Source organism: Thermococcus gammatolerans EJ3, from assembly GCF_000022365.1.
GTDB classification, from domain to species: Archaea; Methanobacteriota_B; Thermococci; order Thermococcales; family Thermococcaceae; genus Thermococcus; species Thermococcus gammatolerans.
Genome location: NC_012804.1, coordinates 1,278,115 through 1,294,104, shown reverse-complemented (window position 1 = coordinate 1,294,104; position 15,990 = coordinate 1,278,115). Strand labels below are relative to the sequence as shown.

15 protein-coding genes are annotated in these 15,990 nt (G+C 51.8%); 7 read left to right on the top strand and 8 right to left on the bottom strand.

Going from position 1 to position 15,990, the window contains the following annotated elements:
* Positions 1 to 47: 47 nt before the first annotated feature.
* From TGAM_RS06945 to TGAM_RS06930, 4 genes are all read left to right on the top strand, one after another.
* Positions 48 to 509 (top strand): DUF192 domain-containing protein, encoded by a 462-nt coding sequence (locus tag TGAM_RS06945; RefSeq protein WP_015858986.1) that lies wholly within the window; start codon positions 48 to 50, stop codon positions 507 to 509.
* A gap of 73 nt (positions 510 to 582) precedes the next feature.
* Positions 583 to 1,611, top strand: coding sequence for a hypothetical protein (locus TGAM_RS06940; protein WP_015858985.1), 1,029 nt, complete (start codon positions 583 to 585; stop codon positions 1,609 to 1,611).
* 11 nt (positions 1,612 to 1,622) lie between these two features.
* Positions 1,623 to 2,669 (top strand): ABC transporter permease, encoded by a 1,047-nt coding sequence (locus TGAM_RS06935; protein ID WP_015858984.1) that lies wholly within the window; start codon positions 1,623 to 1,625, stop codon positions 2,667 to 2,669.
* Positions 2,654 to 3,262, top strand: a complete 609-nt coding sequence (locus TGAM_RS06930) for an ABC transporter ATP-binding protein (protein WP_015858983.1) — start codon at positions 2,654 to 2,656, stop codon at positions 3,260 to 3,262. The genes TGAM_RS06935 and TGAM_RS06930 overlap by 16 nt, the downstream gene beginning before the upstream one ends.
* On the opposite strand, the gene TGAM_RS06925 is transcribed toward TGAM_RS06930, so the two are convergent.
* The 8 genes from TGAM_RS06925 to TGAM_RS06890 form a co-directional block, all read right to left on the bottom strand.
* Positions 3,259 to 3,606, bottom strand: a complete 348-nt coding sequence (locus tag TGAM_RS06925; RefSeq protein WP_015858982.1) for a 6-pyruvoyl trahydropterin synthase family protein — start codon at positions 3,604 to 3,606, stop codon at positions 3,259 to 3,261. The genes TGAM_RS06930 and TGAM_RS06925 overlap by 4 nt on opposite strands.
* Positions 3,607 to 3,611: 5 nt before the next feature.
* Positions 3,612 to 4,628 carry a M42 family metallopeptidase gene (locus tag TGAM_RS06920; RefSeq protein WP_015858981.1) on the bottom strand — a complete coding sequence of 339 codons (1,017 nt, stop codon included), beginning with the start codon at positions 4,626 to 4,628 and terminating at the stop codon, positions 3,612 to 3,614.
* A 51-nt stretch (positions 4,629 to 4,679) separates the two neighbouring features.
* Positions 4,680 to 6,131: a hypothetical protein gene (locus TGAM_RS06915; RefSeq protein WP_238516195.1), complete on the bottom strand. Its 1,452-nt coding sequence runs from the start codon at positions 6,129 to 6,131 to the stop codon at positions 4,680 to 4,682.
* A 34-nt stretch (positions 6,132 to 6,165) separates the two neighbouring features.
* Positions 6,166 to 8,859 carry a calcium-binding protein gene (locus tag TGAM_RS06910; RefSeq protein WP_148206281.1) on the bottom strand — a complete coding sequence of 898 codons (2,694 nt, stop codon included), beginning with the start codon at positions 8,857 to 8,859 and terminating at the stop codon, positions 6,166 to 6,168.
* Positions 8,856 to 9,467, bottom strand: coding sequence for a hypothetical protein (locus TGAM_RS06905; RefSeq protein ID WP_048811234.1), 612 nt, complete (start codon positions 9,465 to 9,467; stop codon positions 8,856 to 8,858). Before TGAM_RS06905 ends, TGAM_RS06910 begins: the two co-directional genes overlap by 4 nt.
* The gene (locus TGAM_RS06900) at positions 9,464 to 9,919 is read right to left on the bottom strand and encodes a hypothetical protein (protein ID WP_148206369.1); all 456 of its coding nucleotides are present in this window, start codon (positions 9,917 to 9,919) and stop codon (positions 9,464 to 9,466) included. The genes TGAM_RS06905 and TGAM_RS06900 overlap by 4 nt, the downstream gene beginning before the upstream one ends.
* Before the next feature lie 40 nt (positions 9,920 to 9,959).
* Positions 9,960 to 12,419: a hypothetical protein gene (locus tag TGAM_RS06895; RefSeq protein ID WP_015858977.1), complete on the bottom strand. Its 2,460-nt coding sequence runs from the start codon at positions 12,417 to 12,419 to the stop codon at positions 9,960 to 9,962.
* 174 nt (positions 12,420 to 12,593) lie between these two features.
* Complete coding sequence (locus tag TGAM_RS06890) at positions 12,594 to 13,481, bottom strand: AEC family transporter (protein ID WP_015858976.1); 888 nt, start codon at positions 13,479 to 13,481, stop codon at positions 12,594 to 12,596.
* Between the two features lie 127 nt (positions 13,482 to 13,608).
* Between TGAM_RS06890 and TGAM_RS06885 the strand changes: the two genes are divergently transcribed.
* From TGAM_RS06885 to TGAM_RS06875, 3 genes are read left to right on the top strand one after another with little or no spacing between them, the layout of a single operon-like run.
* Positions 13,609 to 14,019, top strand: coding sequence for an ArsR/SmtB family transcription factor (locus TGAM_RS06885; RefSeq protein WP_015858975.1), 411 nt, complete (start codon positions 13,609 to 13,611; stop codon positions 14,017 to 14,019).
* Complete coding sequence (locus TGAM_RS06880) at positions 14,016 to 15,299, top strand: hypothetical protein (RefSeq protein WP_015858974.1); 1,284 nt, start codon at positions 14,016 to 14,018, stop codon at positions 15,297 to 15,299. The genes TGAM_RS06885 and TGAM_RS06880 overlap by 4 nt, the downstream gene beginning before the upstream one ends.
* Before the next feature lie 4 nt (positions 15,300 to 15,303).
* Positions 15,304 to 15,960 carry a DUF4097 family beta strand repeat-containing protein gene (locus tag TGAM_RS06875; protein WP_015858973.1) on the top strand — a complete coding sequence of 219 codons (657 nt, stop codon included), beginning with the start codon at positions 15,304 to 15,306 and terminating at the stop codon, positions 15,958 to 15,960.
* Positions 15,961 to 15,990: the final 30 nt, after the last annotated feature.

Below are 15,990 nucleotides of genomic sequence, written 5' to 3'. Positions count from 1 at the left end.
TTTTTCGCCTCACAAGGCTTATTAAGGGGCGGGGTCAAGCTTAAACCATGATAATCAACGAGACGAAGGGCAGGGTCTGGCACGGGCACGTTGAGCTCGCCGATACTTTCATCAAGCGCTTTAGGGGTCTAATGCTTGTAAGCAACGTAAACCACGCCCTCATCTTTGTCCTACCCATTGAGAACAGGCTCAACGCTTCGATTCACATGTTCTTCATGCTGAGCGACATCGACGTAATCTGGCTCGACTCAATGAGACGAGTTGTGGATTTCAAGACTGCCCGGAGGTGGAGGATTTACACTCCGAAGGAGTCAGCCAGGTACGTCATCGAGGGACCAGTGGGGCTCATCAGAACCCTTGATGTTGAGGAGGGCGATCTGATAAGCTGGGATGTTACAGAGAAAAAAGAAAAATCCGTGCCAGTTAAGGTCTCTTTTCCGGGGAAAATTTCGTTTGAAAATGAACGGAATACAGTAGTTTTTAGTAAGGACATTATTGAACTACCCTAGGGAGGGTCCTGTTTCATAACAATTTCCGTAATATTTTTAATTAGTAAGTTGAGCTCTTAGTGGGTGATCTGTCATGAGAGGCAACACAAGGAGCATTTTGGCGTTGTTCCTTACATTGGTTTTTGTTCTCTCAATGGCCACACTCTCAAGTGGATGCATTGGGGGGAGCAATGACAGCAAGGAATGGGTGAAGCTAGTTCCCAAGGGCTCGTTTGCCGCGTTTTACGTTGACGCCAAAATACTCTCTGATGAAAGTACCGAATCTTTGATGAGGGCGCTGGATGTTTACCATGACTATAAAAAGGCTCTTAATGAAATTGAGGATTCCACCAACGTAAGTCCCTCTGATGTGGAGTGGGGACTTTTCGTCCTTTACGACCTTAGCCTCAATGAGGAGGGAGACGTAGAGGCTATTGATTTTGCAGTTTACATCAAAGGAAAATTCAACACTAAGGATCTAGTTAAACGACTAAAGAACAGCACAGAGGGTATCAGAGAGCTTGAATACAGGGATGTCACCCTCTATAAGTGGAAGGACTACGATGGAACGTATTATGGAGCGGTTATTGAGAGCGATTACGTTCTTATCGGAACACTCGATGTAGTCGAGAAGATAATTGACTTGAAGAAGGGGAAGGGGAAGTACGATGAGGAAATGAGTAACATAGCAGACGAAATTGGGGATGGGTACATTGTGGCCGTTAGTAACTACAAGAACCTTCCCTCCGGACTCAGAGAAGAATTTGAAAAAATTTCTGAGGAAGTTCCAACGATACCCTTTGTTAGCCTGCTCTCAGAAATAAAATACGAGGCATTTGTTTACAGGCCTGTGGGTAACGTTCTGACGATCAAGGAAGTGACTGAGTTGGACAGTGAGGAATCGGCAGACACACTAGTCAAGTCATTTGAGGGAAGCTTGGCAATGCTCTCCACGATGCCCATGTTCAAAGAAAACGAAAAGCTCAAGAAACTGGTAAGGGATAACATCAAAGTCCAACAGGAGGGTACCAAGGTAATAGTTACGATAGAAGTCAGCGTCGATCAGATATCGGAGATAGTTACTGAACTCAAGAGTTATGAGAGTAAGTACGAGAGCTGGTGATGGTGGCCTAAATGCCCCCCATTTTCGATCTTTTTGTGAAGGAAGTTAAACTGATAGCTCGAAGGAAATCTATCCTTTTTTTCCTTATCTTTATCCCTCTGTTCTTTGGGGCTATTTCAAGCAGTTATAAGAGCGCTGTTCCAGGAGACACTCCAGTCGCCATTGTTCTGGCGGAGAACGTGAGTCAGGATGATGTTTGGGCCATAATGACACTGGCGAGGACGTTCTCTAACCCCCATCTTGTTCCAAACCTTACCGTTGCCCTCAATGGGCTCCAGAGAGAAGAATACTATGTCGTAATAGAAGTTCGAAAGTTTGGAGGTCTTGAAGCTGGCGAATATGTTGTGTATTATGACAGAACAATGAATCCTGTTGCCTCGATATCGGAGAACCTCATCAGACTCCTAAGGATTGAACTGAAAGGTGCCAGAATAGAATCTGCTGGTATTAACGATAAGGTGTCCCTCCCGATGTTCTTTCTTCCGGGGATCCTCCTTTTCATCTCCATGATGGTGGGTTTTGAACTGGTTGCTGACAACACTATATCCGAAAAGAACGTTTTTCCTCGTCTTAGACTTGCTGGAGTGTTTACCGAAAACTTTGTAGTTAGAGTCATTATTATGCCTCTCCTGGTTCTAGTCCAGACTCTTCTCGTTCTTATTATATACCACTTAATGAATGTTAAGGTTTCAATAGACATAGGTGTTGTTACAATTCTCGTCCTGAACACACTCCTGTTTTCTCTCCTAGGCCTTCTCGTCACAATGCTCCTGAGGTTTGAGCCACACGCAAAAACGTTCCTCCACGTGCTGATGGGGTTTATAATATTCATCTCCGGGCTCTTTTATCCCGTAGGCTTCTTTCCAGAGGTTCTCCAGAGGATCGCGAGGCTAACGCCAACGTACTACTCCGCCGTTCTCATGAGAGCCTTCATGTTCCGTCCGGGGGGTGTCTCCCTGTACTTCGACTACATCGCGATCAATGTTATCTCGGTCGTTCTCCTCTCGATCGTCGTCTTGATCGTTCACGGGAGGGCTTTGAAATGGAGCGTGCAGTGATCCTTAGAAACGTCAGAAAACGCTACGGGGAAAATCTGGTGCTAAATGGGGTTGATCTCGAGATCGAGAAGGGATGTTCCGTGTGCATAATCGGGAGAAATGGAAGCGGAAAGAGCACACTTTTGAGAATCATAGCGGGCCTGACGGACTTCGAAGGAACGGCCGAGCTAAACGTCTCGGAGATCGGCTTCGTGGCACAGCAGCCGGCCCTCTACTCCCGGCTGACGGTCAGGGACAACATCGAGCTTTTCTCGGGGCTTTCTAAGAACGCCGATCGGAGGTGGATCAATGAACTCGTCGCTCTGCTCGGCCTTGAGGAGTTTATGAACGTCCCCGTTGAGAAGCTTTCCCACGGTACAGTGAAAAAGCTTGACCTGGTATGTGCCCTCGTTGGAAACCCGGAACTCGTTCTCCTTGACGAGCCGCTGGTTTCCCTCGATGTCGAGTCGAGAGAAGCTATGCTGTCGGTGTACGATCTCTTCAGGGAGAAAGGAAAGACCGTCGTGAGCGTTACCCATTTCATCGAGCTTCTGAAGCCAAAATGCGACGCGGTGTATCTCCTTGAGGGGGGTAAATTGAAAAGGATCGACTAGAACTCAAGCTCGACACCGTTATCATCCCCTTCCCAGAGGGTCAGCCGCTTGAGCCGAACTCCCTCAGGAAGGTTCCGGGAGGTCTCTTTGGCAATCCAGAGCGCGAGGTTCTCCGTGGTGGGGTTCTCAAAGATGTGGTTTAGGTTTCTGTGATCTAGCTTTCCTATAATCCCGCCGACGATCTTTCTAAGCTGAATGAAGTCCATAACGTAGCCGTTTTTCAGAGGTCCCTCAACTACCACCTCCAGCCGGAACGTGTGGCCGTGGATCTCCTCGGGCCTGCCTTCAACGACCACCGAATGGGCCGCCTCGAACTTGAAGCGCTCAATGATTCGGGCCCTCATAACCGTCACCGATGAAATCGCTCCTCTATGTAAATCCTTATCAGCTCCTTCGTCGCGAGCAGGCCTTTAACGTGAGTCCTTTCCATCCCGTGACTGGCGTGAACCCCGGGCCCAATGAGGGCAACGCGGAAGTCCCAGCCAGCTCTTAGGGCCGCTGAACCGTCGGAGCCGTAGTAGGGGAAGACGTCAACGACGTGCGGTATGTCGTTCTTCTCCGCCAGCTCGATGAGCTTGGTCGTCATCTCATAGTCATACGGCCCGCTTGAATCCTTGGCCGCTATCGACACGGCGGTTTCCTTTCCCGCGACGCCCTCTCCAACGACGCCCATGTCAACGACGAGGAGCTCTTTAGTCGTCGGCGGATAGCCTGCCGAACCGCCGTGTCCAACTTCCTCGTAGGGCGAGAAGAAGAACGCCACCGGGAGCTTTTCAAGCTCGTCCGCTAGCTCAAGGAGCAGGTCAATCATCACTGCGACGCTCGCCTTGTCATCTAAAAAGTGTGCCTTGACGAAGCCGTTCACGTACTCGAACTTCGGATCGAAGGCTATGAAGTCGCCGGGCCTTATGCCAAGCTTCTCAGTATCTTCCTTCTTCTCGACGAGCTCGTCGAGGCGGATGTACATGTTTTCCTCCTTGCGCTCCTTTTTTCCTGCGTCTTTGTTGACGTGAACGCTGGGGTTCTTGAGGAGGAGCGTTCCCCTAAACCTCTTCCCTGAGCGGGTTATTATCGTGCAGTATTCACCTTCAAACGTCGGGAGGAGGAGCCCGCCGATTTTCGTGAAGCTGAGGTGCCCGTCGGGGAGGATTCCCTTAACCATCGCGCCGAGCGTGTCAACATGGCCCGCTATGACGAGCTCCGGCTCCGGGTGGTTGTAGGCCAAAAGGGCTCCCTTGTTGGTGTAGCGGGTCTTTATCCCTGCCCCGTTCAGTTTCTTCTCGATGTGTGCGAGAACTTCCTTAGTGTAGCCGGTTGGTGACGGAATTTCAAGGATTTCTCTCAGAATCTCAACGACGCGCTCCATTGAAATCACCGTTAAAAGAAAAATCGAAGGGGTTAAAAAGAAATCGCAGAGTCAGGTGTTGCTCTGCCGCATTACTATTATGTAGAACGCACCGTCCCTTCCGACCCCGCTCGCTATCGCCCCGAGGAAGTTCCCGAACTGGAAATTCACGAGGGGAACGCCCGGTTTGAACTGCTGGAGGAGGTTGAATTCTTTTCTGCCGGTTTCTTTGCTCCAGTTGATGTGATACACCTTGAGCACTCCACTCGACTCTGAGACTGCAACAATCTGTGAGCCGTCTATTGTCATAGGACTGAATATGCCAACTACGTTTGGGGCGTCTAAGGATGCCTCTTTCGTTACTGTGATCTTCCGCTCTTCCTCCGCGTAGAGGACTCTGAGAACGTAGAGTCTGCCGGAGGAATACACTGTAAAGCTCATGTTGGTTGGATCGGGGGAGGCATCGCCCCAAGTTCCACAGCCAGTTATCATATCCACCCGATCGTCGATTCTGTAGATGTTAGTGTCGTTGGCGTAGCGGCCGTAGGGGCTCGGCACTAAATACGTTCCTCCCTCTGTGAGGACAAGGATGAAGTCATCGTAGAGCATTACGTTCGCATCCAGGATATCTTCCGGGAGGGTGTATACTGCGGGCTCAACGGTTATGTTCTTGCCTTCCTCGATGTCCTCAAGGGTTCTGTGGGAGTACGTGTACACCCTCAGCTCCCTTCCTTTCCATGCTAGGTAGATGTTGTAGTCCTCTTGGTACGTGCCATACTCCCCAATGCCAACTCCGGTCGCGTCGAAGTTGTAGACTACGTGCCCAGCAGGGATGTACCAGTTTATCTCGTCCCCCTCAACTTGCTGGGGGTCTATGAAGATATGGAGCCTGCCCTCTCCGTCCGTCGCTATGATGCTCGGGATCCTACCTTCCCCTGTGAGAATGGAGAGCTTCTTGGGCTCAACAGGAAGCACGATCAGGAACTTGAACGACTGGTCTATCTCGGGGGTTGCCTTTGAGCCCAGGAGGAAGTCATCGTCCCAGGGGGAAACTGCGAGTATTATCCTGCCAGACACGAGATAGACGAGACTTGAGGTGTATGGGAAGTAGTAGAGCCTTCCCTTCTCCGGGGTGATCTTCAGCCCCTTGTAATCGTAGTCCCCCTCGGTAAAGCTCAGCGTCCCCAGGGAGTAGGAGTGGTCGAAAAAGTTCTTGAGTTCACTCTCTGTTGGCGTTGTTCCCTGTCCGGGGCTTGGGGTCTCGGTTTGATCCCATTCCGTACTGGTTGTTTCGCTGAAACTTTCTCCCGGAGCCGTCGAGGTTTCTGAAAAGGTTTCCGTCATCGAAGGAGTTTCCGATTTATGGCTATCTTCTTTCTCCCCCGTCGTGCCCGTATTCGAGCCCTTCTGAAGGTTCTTGAGTAGATCATCAACGGTGGACTTGTCTATGAACCCTGTGAAGTAACCCGCCGCCAAGAGGAGCAGTATCACTCCAAAAACCAGCAGGGCTTTCTTCAATATCACCACCTCCACTCATTGAGAGTAAAGAAAAGAAAGCTCAATCGGTCTCATATGCATACCCCCTGACGGAGAAGCTGTAAACCTTGCAACCGAAGTCGTTGCACGCTTTAACCGTCACGTGGTAGGTCGTTTCGTGTCTCCTTGCCTCCAGCTCCTTGGCGTCTGCGTACTTGACGGCCTTTTCGGTGACGTAGTCGAAGGTTGCATCAACGAGCTTCTCCTTGACCCAGTCGAGCAGGCCTTTCTTGAACGCCTCTTTGTCGAACCTCGTCGATGTTGGAGTTTCGACTCCTTTGGGCTTCTGAACCTCCTCAACCTCCGTGCTCTCGTCCTCCGGAATGAACGCCTCAACACCGCCGACGATAGTCTTTATCCCCTTGGCAGTCGCCACCATGCCGTATATTATCTTCGACCTCAAACTTCTCGCCTCTACCATCTTGGCCGTCAGGAGACCTATGTCCTTGCCGGTCTTCAGGACTTCGACGCTGTCCTCATACTTCGTGTAGATAGTTCCGACGTCGGCCTCACTGGCTACCGTGTATCGGTGCGGGATTATTCTGGCGTAGAGGTACTTAAGGGGCATCGTCCTTCCCAGTTCGATGACTTTCTTTTCCCTTCCGTTCACGAGGGCGCCAGGGACTATTATCGTCGCGTTCTTGCAGAAGCGGCACTTGAAGACGAGCTTTCCAACGTCGAGGTTGTTGTCCCAGCTTGATTCCTCAAGCTCGACTTCCGGAGCGGTCTTGTATTTGAAGGTCAAATCGTACCCGAGATCCACAAAGAAACTCCCGTAGTCAACTCTGATGAAAAGATCCAAGAACTCAACCCCAATCCTTGTGAAGTTCTCAAGGGTGAATGTCTTTGAGAGACTACTGCCTTGGAACTCAAAGTTCCCGTATTTGGATGTGTAGAGGAATATTCTCTGAGGGGGCTTTTCGGTGGTTTCGTTTCCAGTGGTGACCCTGAGAGGTGATGCTTCCACCTCAACGGAAAAGCTGTCCGTCTCGAGGAGAACGGTCGAGGAGTCAAGTTTTTTGCCGTTTATGGTGACCGTGACGTTGTAGCTTCTCTCTATTCGGGGGACAAATTCAATCTCTTTCGTTTTGTTGTATTCTGGCTTCTGGACGTTGGGAGCTGTCTCCGGGTGCAGGTTGGGGTCCACCACACATCTCCACGAGGAGAGACAGCTTTTGTATTCCTCGAAGTCCGTGAAGCCATCGCCGTCGGTGTCTGTTTTGGTGGGGTCGCTGTTGTGCCAGTAAGGGGTTTCGTTGCTTGCTATCCTGCTTGCAACGTTTAGGTCGCCCCCGCTTTCTTCGCCGTCGGTTAAACCGTCACCGTCTGTGTCCGGGTTTTTGGGATCCGTTCCAAAAAATTGCTCATAGTAATCACTCAGCCTATCCCCGTCGCAGTCGGTATAGTAGGCGCATACGTCCTGCTCGATGAGCTTGTCCCCGTCGAGGTCGTAGTTTACCGGCACTATGTCTTCTGAGTCTATTACTCCATCCCCGTCGGAGTCCGAGTCGTTCGGGTCGAGCATTAGCCAGTAGACAGCTAAGGAGCACCCTGGAGTAGGACATGCCGGCTGATAATTCAGCTCCTCATAGTCGCTCAGACCATCTCCGTCCGTGTCGTATTTTGTTGGGTCTGTGGGAATACCGAGGTAGCAAACGGCGTTGTCGCTGTATATGTCCCCCCTCTCGTAGCGTTCCGGATAGTCGAGGGTGTAGACGTTGCTTAGATAGCTGTGCAGGCCGGTGCGGATGTACTTTTTAACAACGTCCATCGGATATTGATTCAGCTCAATGGCGGACTCAAGCTCTTCCATCGTGGGAACGCAGATGTCGGTGGTGTTAAGTGGGGATATAAAGAGCCATGCCCATGATTCGTCCCACCACTCCGGGGGTTCTCCGCCTATGATGGAGCGTATATCCTCCGTGAGCTTGTACTCGTACGCCAGCAGGGGGAATACCTCCTCGAAGTCCCCAATCCCGTCACCGTCGGTGTCGGTTTTGAAGGGGCTGGAGCCGAACCTCAGCTCAAGGACGTCGAGCAGTCCATCACCGTCCGTGTCCGGGTTGTACGGTGTTGTTCCGAGTTCCAGTTCCTCCGCGTCGGAAAGCATGTCTCCATCGCAGTCAAGTGTTAGGTCACAGTATTTCGTGTAAAGCTCCCCGTTCCATACGAAAGTATACACCTCGGCACCATCTCTTATCCCGTCCCCGTCCTTGTCAGGGTTCAGGTAGCCGTCGAAGAATTTGTCCACGCTGTGCGCCCTGCTCCACTCCGCCCCATCGTTCATCCCATCGTCGTCGGTATCGGGGTCGAGGGGGTTTGGTGGTGCAATGTTGTATTTTTTGGGGATGTAGACGACCTCTGTGTAGTCCGTGAGACCGTCTCCGTCCGTGTCCTCCAGCAGGGGGCTGGTTCCCATCCAGAATTCCTCACCGTCCCACAGGCCGTCGGCATCCGTATCTTTGAGTAGCGGGCTTGTCCCAACCAAGAATTCGTCCCCGTCCTTCAGCCCGTCCCCATCGGTGTCGGGATTGGTAGGGCTGAGACGGTATACTATTCCGAAGTACGTTTCGTTGTAGGCCATCTCGAAAGCATCGCTTAAGCCATCGCCGTCCGTATCCACGAAAGTGCTCTGGCCTTGTTCATGCCCCATAACTGAGAACTTTAACGGTGCGGTCAGCAGAACGAGGATCAGCAGGAGAACTATCTTTTTCATGATTCCGCCTCCGTCCAGACGATTTTGCAAACGTCTCCCGAGAGGAAAGTCACGTAGTCCTTCTCAACGGTCTTCTCCTGGCCTTCTTTGATGAGAACAGCATGGTAGTGGTATGAGCAGGCCACGAGGTTCGTGCTGATGACCGAGCAGTTGGGCTCGCTTATTTGGAGCTCCTTGAAGTCAACGGCCCGGTAGAGGGCCTTGTGTAGCTCGAGGAGGGAGCTCTCTTCCACAACGCTCAGGTCGAAGAAATCGCTGACGTTCTTTTCGCTCTTGACCGCGGAGTAGTAGGCCTTTATAACATCGGGACTTTTTGACAGGCAGTCAAAGGTGGAATCCGGGACGAGGGAGGCGTTCACCGCGAAGGTTTTGTTGAAGATCTTTGTCGTTAAGATACCCTTGGGCCGTTCTTTTCTCGGTGACGTTGTTTCCTCTGTATGGGTTTGTTCGCTTGTGCTCGTGGAAACCGAAGGGACGCTTGAGGAGTGACTTTCAGCCGTGTCCTCCACCTTGCTGGAAGTTTCTGTTTTGGATCCTGTATTGAGGCAGCCACTCACGAGCAGAACTCCCGCGAGGAGGAGCACGAGAAGAACCTTTACCCTCTTCACCTCAGAACATCCCCTTCCCGTTCAAGCATCTTCTCGTAGTCCGCCTCAGTCATGCGTATCTTGACCTTGTCTCCCTCCCAGAACGTCACCTCTTTTCTTTCTATCGTTTCTTCCTCCTTTGAGAAATCGAACCAGTCTATCTTTTCCTCTTCTTCCTCGTCATACTCATCGTAGGGCTCTATTTCGCGGTAGCACTTCACAATGATCTTCTTTTTCCGTGATTTCCGGAAGATCCCGACCTCAACCTCTTTGACGGTGACGTCCTCTATGGTGAACCAGGCTGAGGTGCTGTACTTTCCTCCGTATTTTGTGTCCGCCTCTATCTCAACTCCGTAAGGCCTGAGCTTCTCCCACTTTTCGGCCAGTTCCTCGGCCGGTATCTTGAAGGTCTTGTGGCGTACGGATTTAACAAAGCTGGAAGCGGCACTCTTTAGAGAGTCCATAAACCCCATTTCGTTCACCACCCCGAGCTTGAAGTTGGAAAAAGAAAGACTACCACCTCCTGTTCTTCGGGCCGAAGAGGACATAGTAGTCGTTACCGGCCCATGCGTAGAAGTAGTTGTCGTGCTTATGGACGTGGCAGTAGCACTCGTCTTCCCCGTAAACGTAGTCGGGGGTGAATGGAACGCTGAAGGACTGATCGAGGGTCAGGTTGAGGAAATAGACCTCGTTGTTGTTCTCGTCGTAGTAATAGCTGGTCGTGACATTGTAGAGGGCAATCTTTCCGTCGAACCCAACGGCGAGCTGGGTGTTGTATGTGTTGAACATTGGGGCAAAGGTCCTCACGCCGGGTATTGCTATCTTGGAGCTCACGACGTTTACCGTCGGAACCTCCTTGTCGTTCGCGTCGTATTTAGAGGTCACATACACCACTGTGAAGGTTCCGTCTCTGTAGATGTAGGCGTCGTCAGTGTATATCTGGACAGCCGTCATCCCTGGAGCGTCCGTCAGGAGGGTGTAAAGTTTATCAGGCCCATAGTCGAAGTAACCCATCACGTCGTAGAGATACAGCCCAGTTTCGGTTCTTATGAGGAAGCCCCGGCCGTAGTCAAGGGGGTAAACGGCCACGATATTTTCGGGCAACTGAACCTCTTTGGGCTGCACCTTTGGCAGTCCCTCCTCCTCCGCGTTGTAGAACTGTTCGTTCGTGTAAGTGATTACGTATATTTTATCGTCCTTCCAGCCCACGAAGTAGTTGTTGCCCCCACGTGACATTACGTTAACACCATCTGCATCAATGTCCCATGTAACGTATGTCTTCGACTTCCAGCATCTTACTTTTTCGTTTCCAACAGGCTCTTCCTTCCACTCGCCCCCGTATATCAGGTACAGCTTTCCGTCTTGGCCAGCCATAAAGATGTCGTTTGTGTCGTAGATGCCAAAGGTGAAGTCCTTCGGCGTTGATGGCAGCTCATAAACCTCCGTGACATCGTACTTGGTGAAGTCACTCTTGCTTTCGACAAAGTTTCTAAAGGAAGCGGTCACGTGAACCATGTACCTGCCAAAGGCGAAGTACGCCTCTGGCAGACCAGCCGGCTCGTAGACCCGTATCTGGAGCCAGTCGTGGACGTTGCGGTAGTCCGGAGTCTTTTCGAGGTGTATTTTTGCTCCCCACAGTTCCCCGAAGCTGACCTTTTCGATTGTGAAGATGTCAAAAATCCCCTCAAGTCCGGCCTGAGCCGGCGGCGTTGACGTCTGCGTTCCGGTCGTGCTTATTTCCTCCCCAACGCTGAGGGAGTGTTCACCCCTGAAATCGTCCGGTTTTCCAACTATGTGGGCGAAGCCCTCTTTCCACGCGACGCCGACTTCAATCTGGTCGCCGGAGAGCTGGTTTATCTTGACGTCCCTTATCGGATAGGGAAAGTCCAGGATACCGAAATTGTTGTAGGCTCCGTCCTCACCCAGCTCGTAGAGGTAAAGCTTTGTACCCCTTGCCAGGGCTAAGTAGAGCCCGCTGACCGAAGCTGCGTCCGGGCGGTAGCTCACTGAGAGGGGTTTGCTGTGGAGAACTTCATCGTGCTCGGCACTGTAGTGCAGGCCGACGACTTCGTTGAGGTCCTTTGAATAAACAACGATCGTCCCCAAGTCATCATGATCATTAGAGATGATTATCCATGCTGAATCCCCTAAGCCTGAGTCGTAGGTCTCAAGGTTCGGGCTGACGTAGTAAACGCCGCAGGTCGTGGCCATGTAAAATCCCGAGATTGTGTCTCCAGTGAAGGCTGGATGCATTGAAAGAATCGGGCAATCGAAGGAGTACTCCTCACTGCTTGCTTCACCGTTCACGAAGGTTGTTACGGTGAGGTTGTCTTCAACCGAGGTAACGATTGCGAACTCTCCGTTTATCAGCGTGGCCGCGTAGGCCATAACATCCTTTTTCTCGCGGTATTTGTTAAGGGATCTCGAGTAAATGCGAACGAACCCATTCTCCCATCCCAGGTACTTGTCCTCCGTGAACCTCACGAAGTCGGAGAGGTCTCCCACAACCCGGCCTCCCTCATAATAAACGCCGGTGGGGCCAACCTCAAAGTAATAAACGTCGTGATTTACCTGAAACACCACGTTGTTGGCGCTTGATTCACCTGGAGAGGCTTCCCAGTTAGCGCTTGTCTTCACGAACTTTGCGGGGCCCTCTATAAGGAGAACCTCAACACTGACACTGCTGTCGGAAAGGGAGCCCTTATGAAGGCTGTACTTAGGCTCGTTTTCGGGGATAAGGGACAGATCCAGATACGCCCAATCCTCGGAGGGCACTTGGGTTTTGGTCTGCCTTGGAGTCGTTTCGGTTGGAGACATTGTTTCTGAGGGCGATGGGGTGGTTTTGGTAGTCGTTGAAGAAAACGTGGTTTCTCCAGGGGATGGTTTTTCCTCTGTTCCGGAGGACGGGCCGCTAATGCAGCCTGCGACAAAAACCAAAAGTACGAGCAGTCCTCCGAGCAGGATTTTCCTCAACGTACCACCTCCAGGGTCAGGAATATTATGAGGAAGTTGCGTTATATGTCCTTATTATCGTTTCTTTAGGTAAGCCTAATGGTGGATGTTTTCATGGGAACACCGGTATCTCCACAAGAGTTTTCGAAACAAATTCGAGATGAATGTAAAAGTACTGAGAATCCTCCAAAAACTTCACTTTAGTCCGAGGATAAGCCGGAGTGCAACGAAGAGTCCTATGACGAGCAGAGTGAGCACGAAGGTCACGCTTATGGCTTCTTCTGCCTTGAGATGGTATTGGGCTAAAATCGCATTGGCCGCTATGGCCGGGGGCATACTAGCCTCTACGAGAACCGAGTAGAAAACCTCAGGCCTCTCCCACCGAAGGGTGAGAAAGACGAAGGCGAAGGGAATCGCTATCCTGAAGGCTCCGACCTCGAGGAGTTTCTTCAGGTCAAAAGCCCTGAGCGTTATCCGCGAACCGAAGTAGATTATGAGGAGCGGAATGCTCCACCAGCCGACAGTCTTGATAGGTTCTAGAATCCAGTCCGGGAGCCTGATCCCCGCCATCACCAGGGTTAGGGCAAGAAGGTTTGCCAGCGTTGGCGGGAACTTCAGAGCTTTTAGAAAGCTCTCCCTGACGCTCGCGCCGCCGCTGGAGTAGTGGGCCGCTATGAAGGTGACGATCGGGATGACTATCATCGAGTTGGTCGTGGAGTAGAGTATCGCCGGCGTTATGTCGTCGAGGAAGAGGCTCGCTATTGGAAAGCCGAGGGCGGCCGTGTTGGGGTAGACCGAGAGAACCATCAGCGCACCGGCCCAAGGGTCGTCTTTGAGCTTGAAGCGCGCGTAGATGTATGAGGTTGAGAGACTTATTCCTATTATGATAAAGACGTAGATGAAGACGGTCTTGATGCTAAGGAGGTAGTTTAGGTCCTTGCTCGCGACGTTGCCAAACACGAAGAAGGCCAAAAGGATATCGTTGACCAGGATTCGGAGGTAATCGAAGGGCTTCTCCGATTTAACCAATCGCTTAAGGGCATATCCCAGAGCGATGAGCGTGAGCATCTCGGCGATGTTCATGGTTGAGACTGAGGTTTAAGCGTTAAAACATTTTTGGCAACAATTAACAACCGATAAACTTTTATATACCTATTGCGCAAGTTAAGTACAGAAAATTGTACTACAAAAGTCTGTACCTGGTGGTAGCATGGACGAGCTGAAGGCCCAGCTTGAGGAACTGAGGAGGAAGCTGGCCCTGCTTGAGGAGAGCGTTGACCCGGTTGACGAGGTCATGCTCTCCATAAAGGAGAGGCTCAGGAAGAAGCTGAGCGACGGCCAGCTTCCGGAACTCGACGAAGAGAAAGCTGCGAAGACCCTCAAAGCACTCGCGAATCCAGACAGGATTAGAATTCTCAAGATGCTGTCCAAAAAGCCGATGGGCTTCAAGGAGATTAAGGAAGCCCTCGGTGTTGAAAGCCCGACGGTTTCGCATCACCTCAAGCTCCTCCTCAAAACCGGGATGGTTCGCAAGGGAGACAAGTACGAAATCTCGCCCGACGGCCGTTTGTTTTTGCGCCTGCTTGAGATTATAACCGCTTTGGAGGGGGTGGAAGAATGAGCTATCCGTTTTATACTGAGGAAAGCCCGCGCTTCAAAATCGCGGAGTACCTTAAGAAGATAACCGCGGTTCTGCTGATAGTCTGGCTCTTCAAAGGCTACCTCGGCCTCGAACCATACAATCGCTACCTCGTTTACGCGATAATCGCGCTAATCTTTGCCTTCGAGCTGTTGAGCGTCGGCAGGTGGCTTGGAGTTACAGTAAGCGGGATAATTTTCGCGCTTGCCAAGGGCTTCCTGTGGACGAGCGTCTTCCTGTACTTCGGTGGCTGGCTCGGCATGCCGAAGGATCTTCACGATCTGGCCGGGAGGGCCTTCGCCTACGCAGTCGTGCTGACCATCGCGGGACTGCTCGTTGGCAGGTCGGAAAAGAGGAGCTTCAGCTGGCGTGTCGAGAAGAAGGCCTACGAGTTCAATGGGGCCGACTTTGGCGACGTGAGGCTGAGGGGAGAGGGGAAGGCATATCCAGTGAAGGTTGGCGGAAAGCGTGTTGGCTGGGTGATAGACGGCGAGATTGAGGTGGAAGCTGAAACGCCGATAGGGACGATTAGGAAGACTCTCTCAAGTCCTGTGGCAGTGTGGGGCGAGCTGAGAGTTGGAAAGAAGGCGAAAGCGGACGATAGTTTCGTTGAGGAAGCGAACCGCCTTATAAACCCTGAGAGGCTCTACAGAAAGACAAAGGGCGAAAGCGTAGTGGATTTGGGCATAATCAAGGTCTACGAGGGCGAGGACTTCGAGTACGTCAAGGTTCCGTTCGTGGAGGTAATAGAGACGCCGCACGGTGAGGAAGTGAAAATCGGGCCCTTCAGGATTCACGAGGGCAATCCAAAGAAGCCAGAGGGTATGCTCACCATCAGGGAGCTCCGCAACGGCTTCCAGCTAACCAAGGTCGGCGACAGGCTGAAGGTTCAGACCGATGAGTTCTCCATCGAAGTCGACGGGAACAGGGTTGTTTACAGGAGCGGAAACGAAACGCTAAGCCTTGGCGAAGCTGTCTCGCTCCGCTCCGGCGACATATCCGTCACGGTCGGCAGGGGAAGGGCGAAGATACGCATCGAGGACGTTGTAATCTCCGCTAAGGACGGTGTGGTAAGGATAAGGGCCGGTGGAAGGACTCACACCATAGAGAACGAGGAAGCCTACCGGCTCGTAATGCGGAAGGCGAAGGAGATAGTGGACGAGCAGAGCGCGGGCCTCATAGAGGGCCTCGGTGTGGACAGGGCGATGCTTGGCAGGCGCGTTAGGGAGCTCCTCGACGAGCTGATGAACTACGTGGGGTGAGCCTATGCTCTTTGAGGACGTCAGAGAAGTTCACCTGAACTTCGTCAACGGGAGGGTTAACGTCTCCGCATGGGATGAGGACGCGGTCAAGGTGAGCTACACAAAACACGGCGAGGTTGACCTGATAGTCGAGAACATGGGCGGAAAGCTCGTCATCAATGAAAAGCCAAGGCGAAAGTTCCGCTTTTTGGGTATAATCAAAGCGGAGGAGGGCTGGGTCGAGATGGAGCTCAAGGTTCCGAGGGGAGTTCCAGTCAATGCAAGAAACGTGAACGGGGAGCTCATAGCTGAAGGAGTTCGATTCACGGAAGTGACCACGGTGAACGGAGAGATAACGCTGAGGAACTGCGAGGCCGAGCTTATGAAGAGCGTGAACGGCGAGATAGATGCCCACCTTCGGGTTGCGGGACCTTTGGAAGTTTCTACCGTGAACGGGGACATAACTGTAACCATCGAGGAACTTGAAGGAGACGTTAACGTGAACTGCGTCAACGGGGACGTAACTATTCGCCTCACCGAGTTCTGCGACGCGAGAATCGAGGCAAAGAAGGTCAACAGCGACGTTGAGCTAATCGGGATTCCCGACGGAATCATCGGAACCGGCGAGTTCCCCATCAGGATAAAGACAGTGAACGGCGACGTGAGGGTCGAGATTATTTAATTCTTTAATTCTTTGATTACACAATTCAGC

Excerpts from the sequence above, each read along its gene's own strand:
- TGAM_RS06945 (WP_015858986.1), top strand. The coding sequence starts at position 48 with ATGATAATCAACGAGACGAAGGGCAGGGTCTGGCACGGGCACGTTGAG.
- TGAM_RS06940 (WP_015858985.1), top strand. The coding sequence starts at position 583 with ATGAGAGGCAACACAAGGAGCATTTTGGCGTTGTTCCTTACATTGGTT.
- TGAM_RS06935 (WP_015858984.1), top strand. The coding sequence starts at position 1,623 with ATGCCCCCCATTTTCGATCTTTTTGTGAAGGAAGTTAAACTGATAGCT.
- TGAM_RS06930 (WP_015858983.1), top strand. The coding sequence starts at position 2,654 with ATGGAGCGTGCAGTGATCCTTAGAAACGTCAGAAAACGCTACGGGGAA.
- TGAM_RS06925 (WP_015858982.1), bottom strand. The coding sequence starts at position 3,606 with ATGAGGGCCCGAATCATTGAGCGCTTCAAGTTCGAGGCGGCCCATTCG.
- TGAM_RS06920 (WP_015858981.1), bottom strand. The coding sequence starts at position 4,628 with ATGGAGCGCGTCGTTGAGATTCTGAGAGAAATCCTTGAAATTCCGTCA.
- TGAM_RS06910 (WP_148206281.1), bottom strand. The coding sequence starts at position 8,859 with ATGAAAAAGATAGTTCTCCTGCTGATCCTCGTTCTGCTGACCGCACCG.
- TGAM_RS06900 (WP_148206369.1), bottom strand. The coding sequence starts at position 9,919 with ATGGGGTTTATGGACTCTCTAAAGAGTGCCGCTTCCAGCTTTGTTAAA.
- TGAM_RS06890 (WP_015858976.1), bottom strand. The coding sequence starts at position 13,481 with ATGAACATCGCCGAGATGCTCACGCTCATCGCTCTGGGATATGCCCTT.
- TGAM_RS06885 (WP_015858975.1), top strand. The coding sequence starts at position 13,609 with ATGGACGAGCTGAAGGCCCAGCTTGAGGAACTGAGGAGGAAGCTGGCC.
- TGAM_RS06880 (WP_015858974.1), top strand. The coding sequence starts at position 14,016 with ATGAGCTATCCGTTTTATACTGAGGAAAGCCCGCGCTTCAAAATCGCG.
- TGAM_RS06875 (WP_015858973.1), top strand. The coding sequence starts at position 15,304 with ATGCTCTTTGAGGACGTCAGAGAAGTTCACCTGAACTTCGTCAACGGG.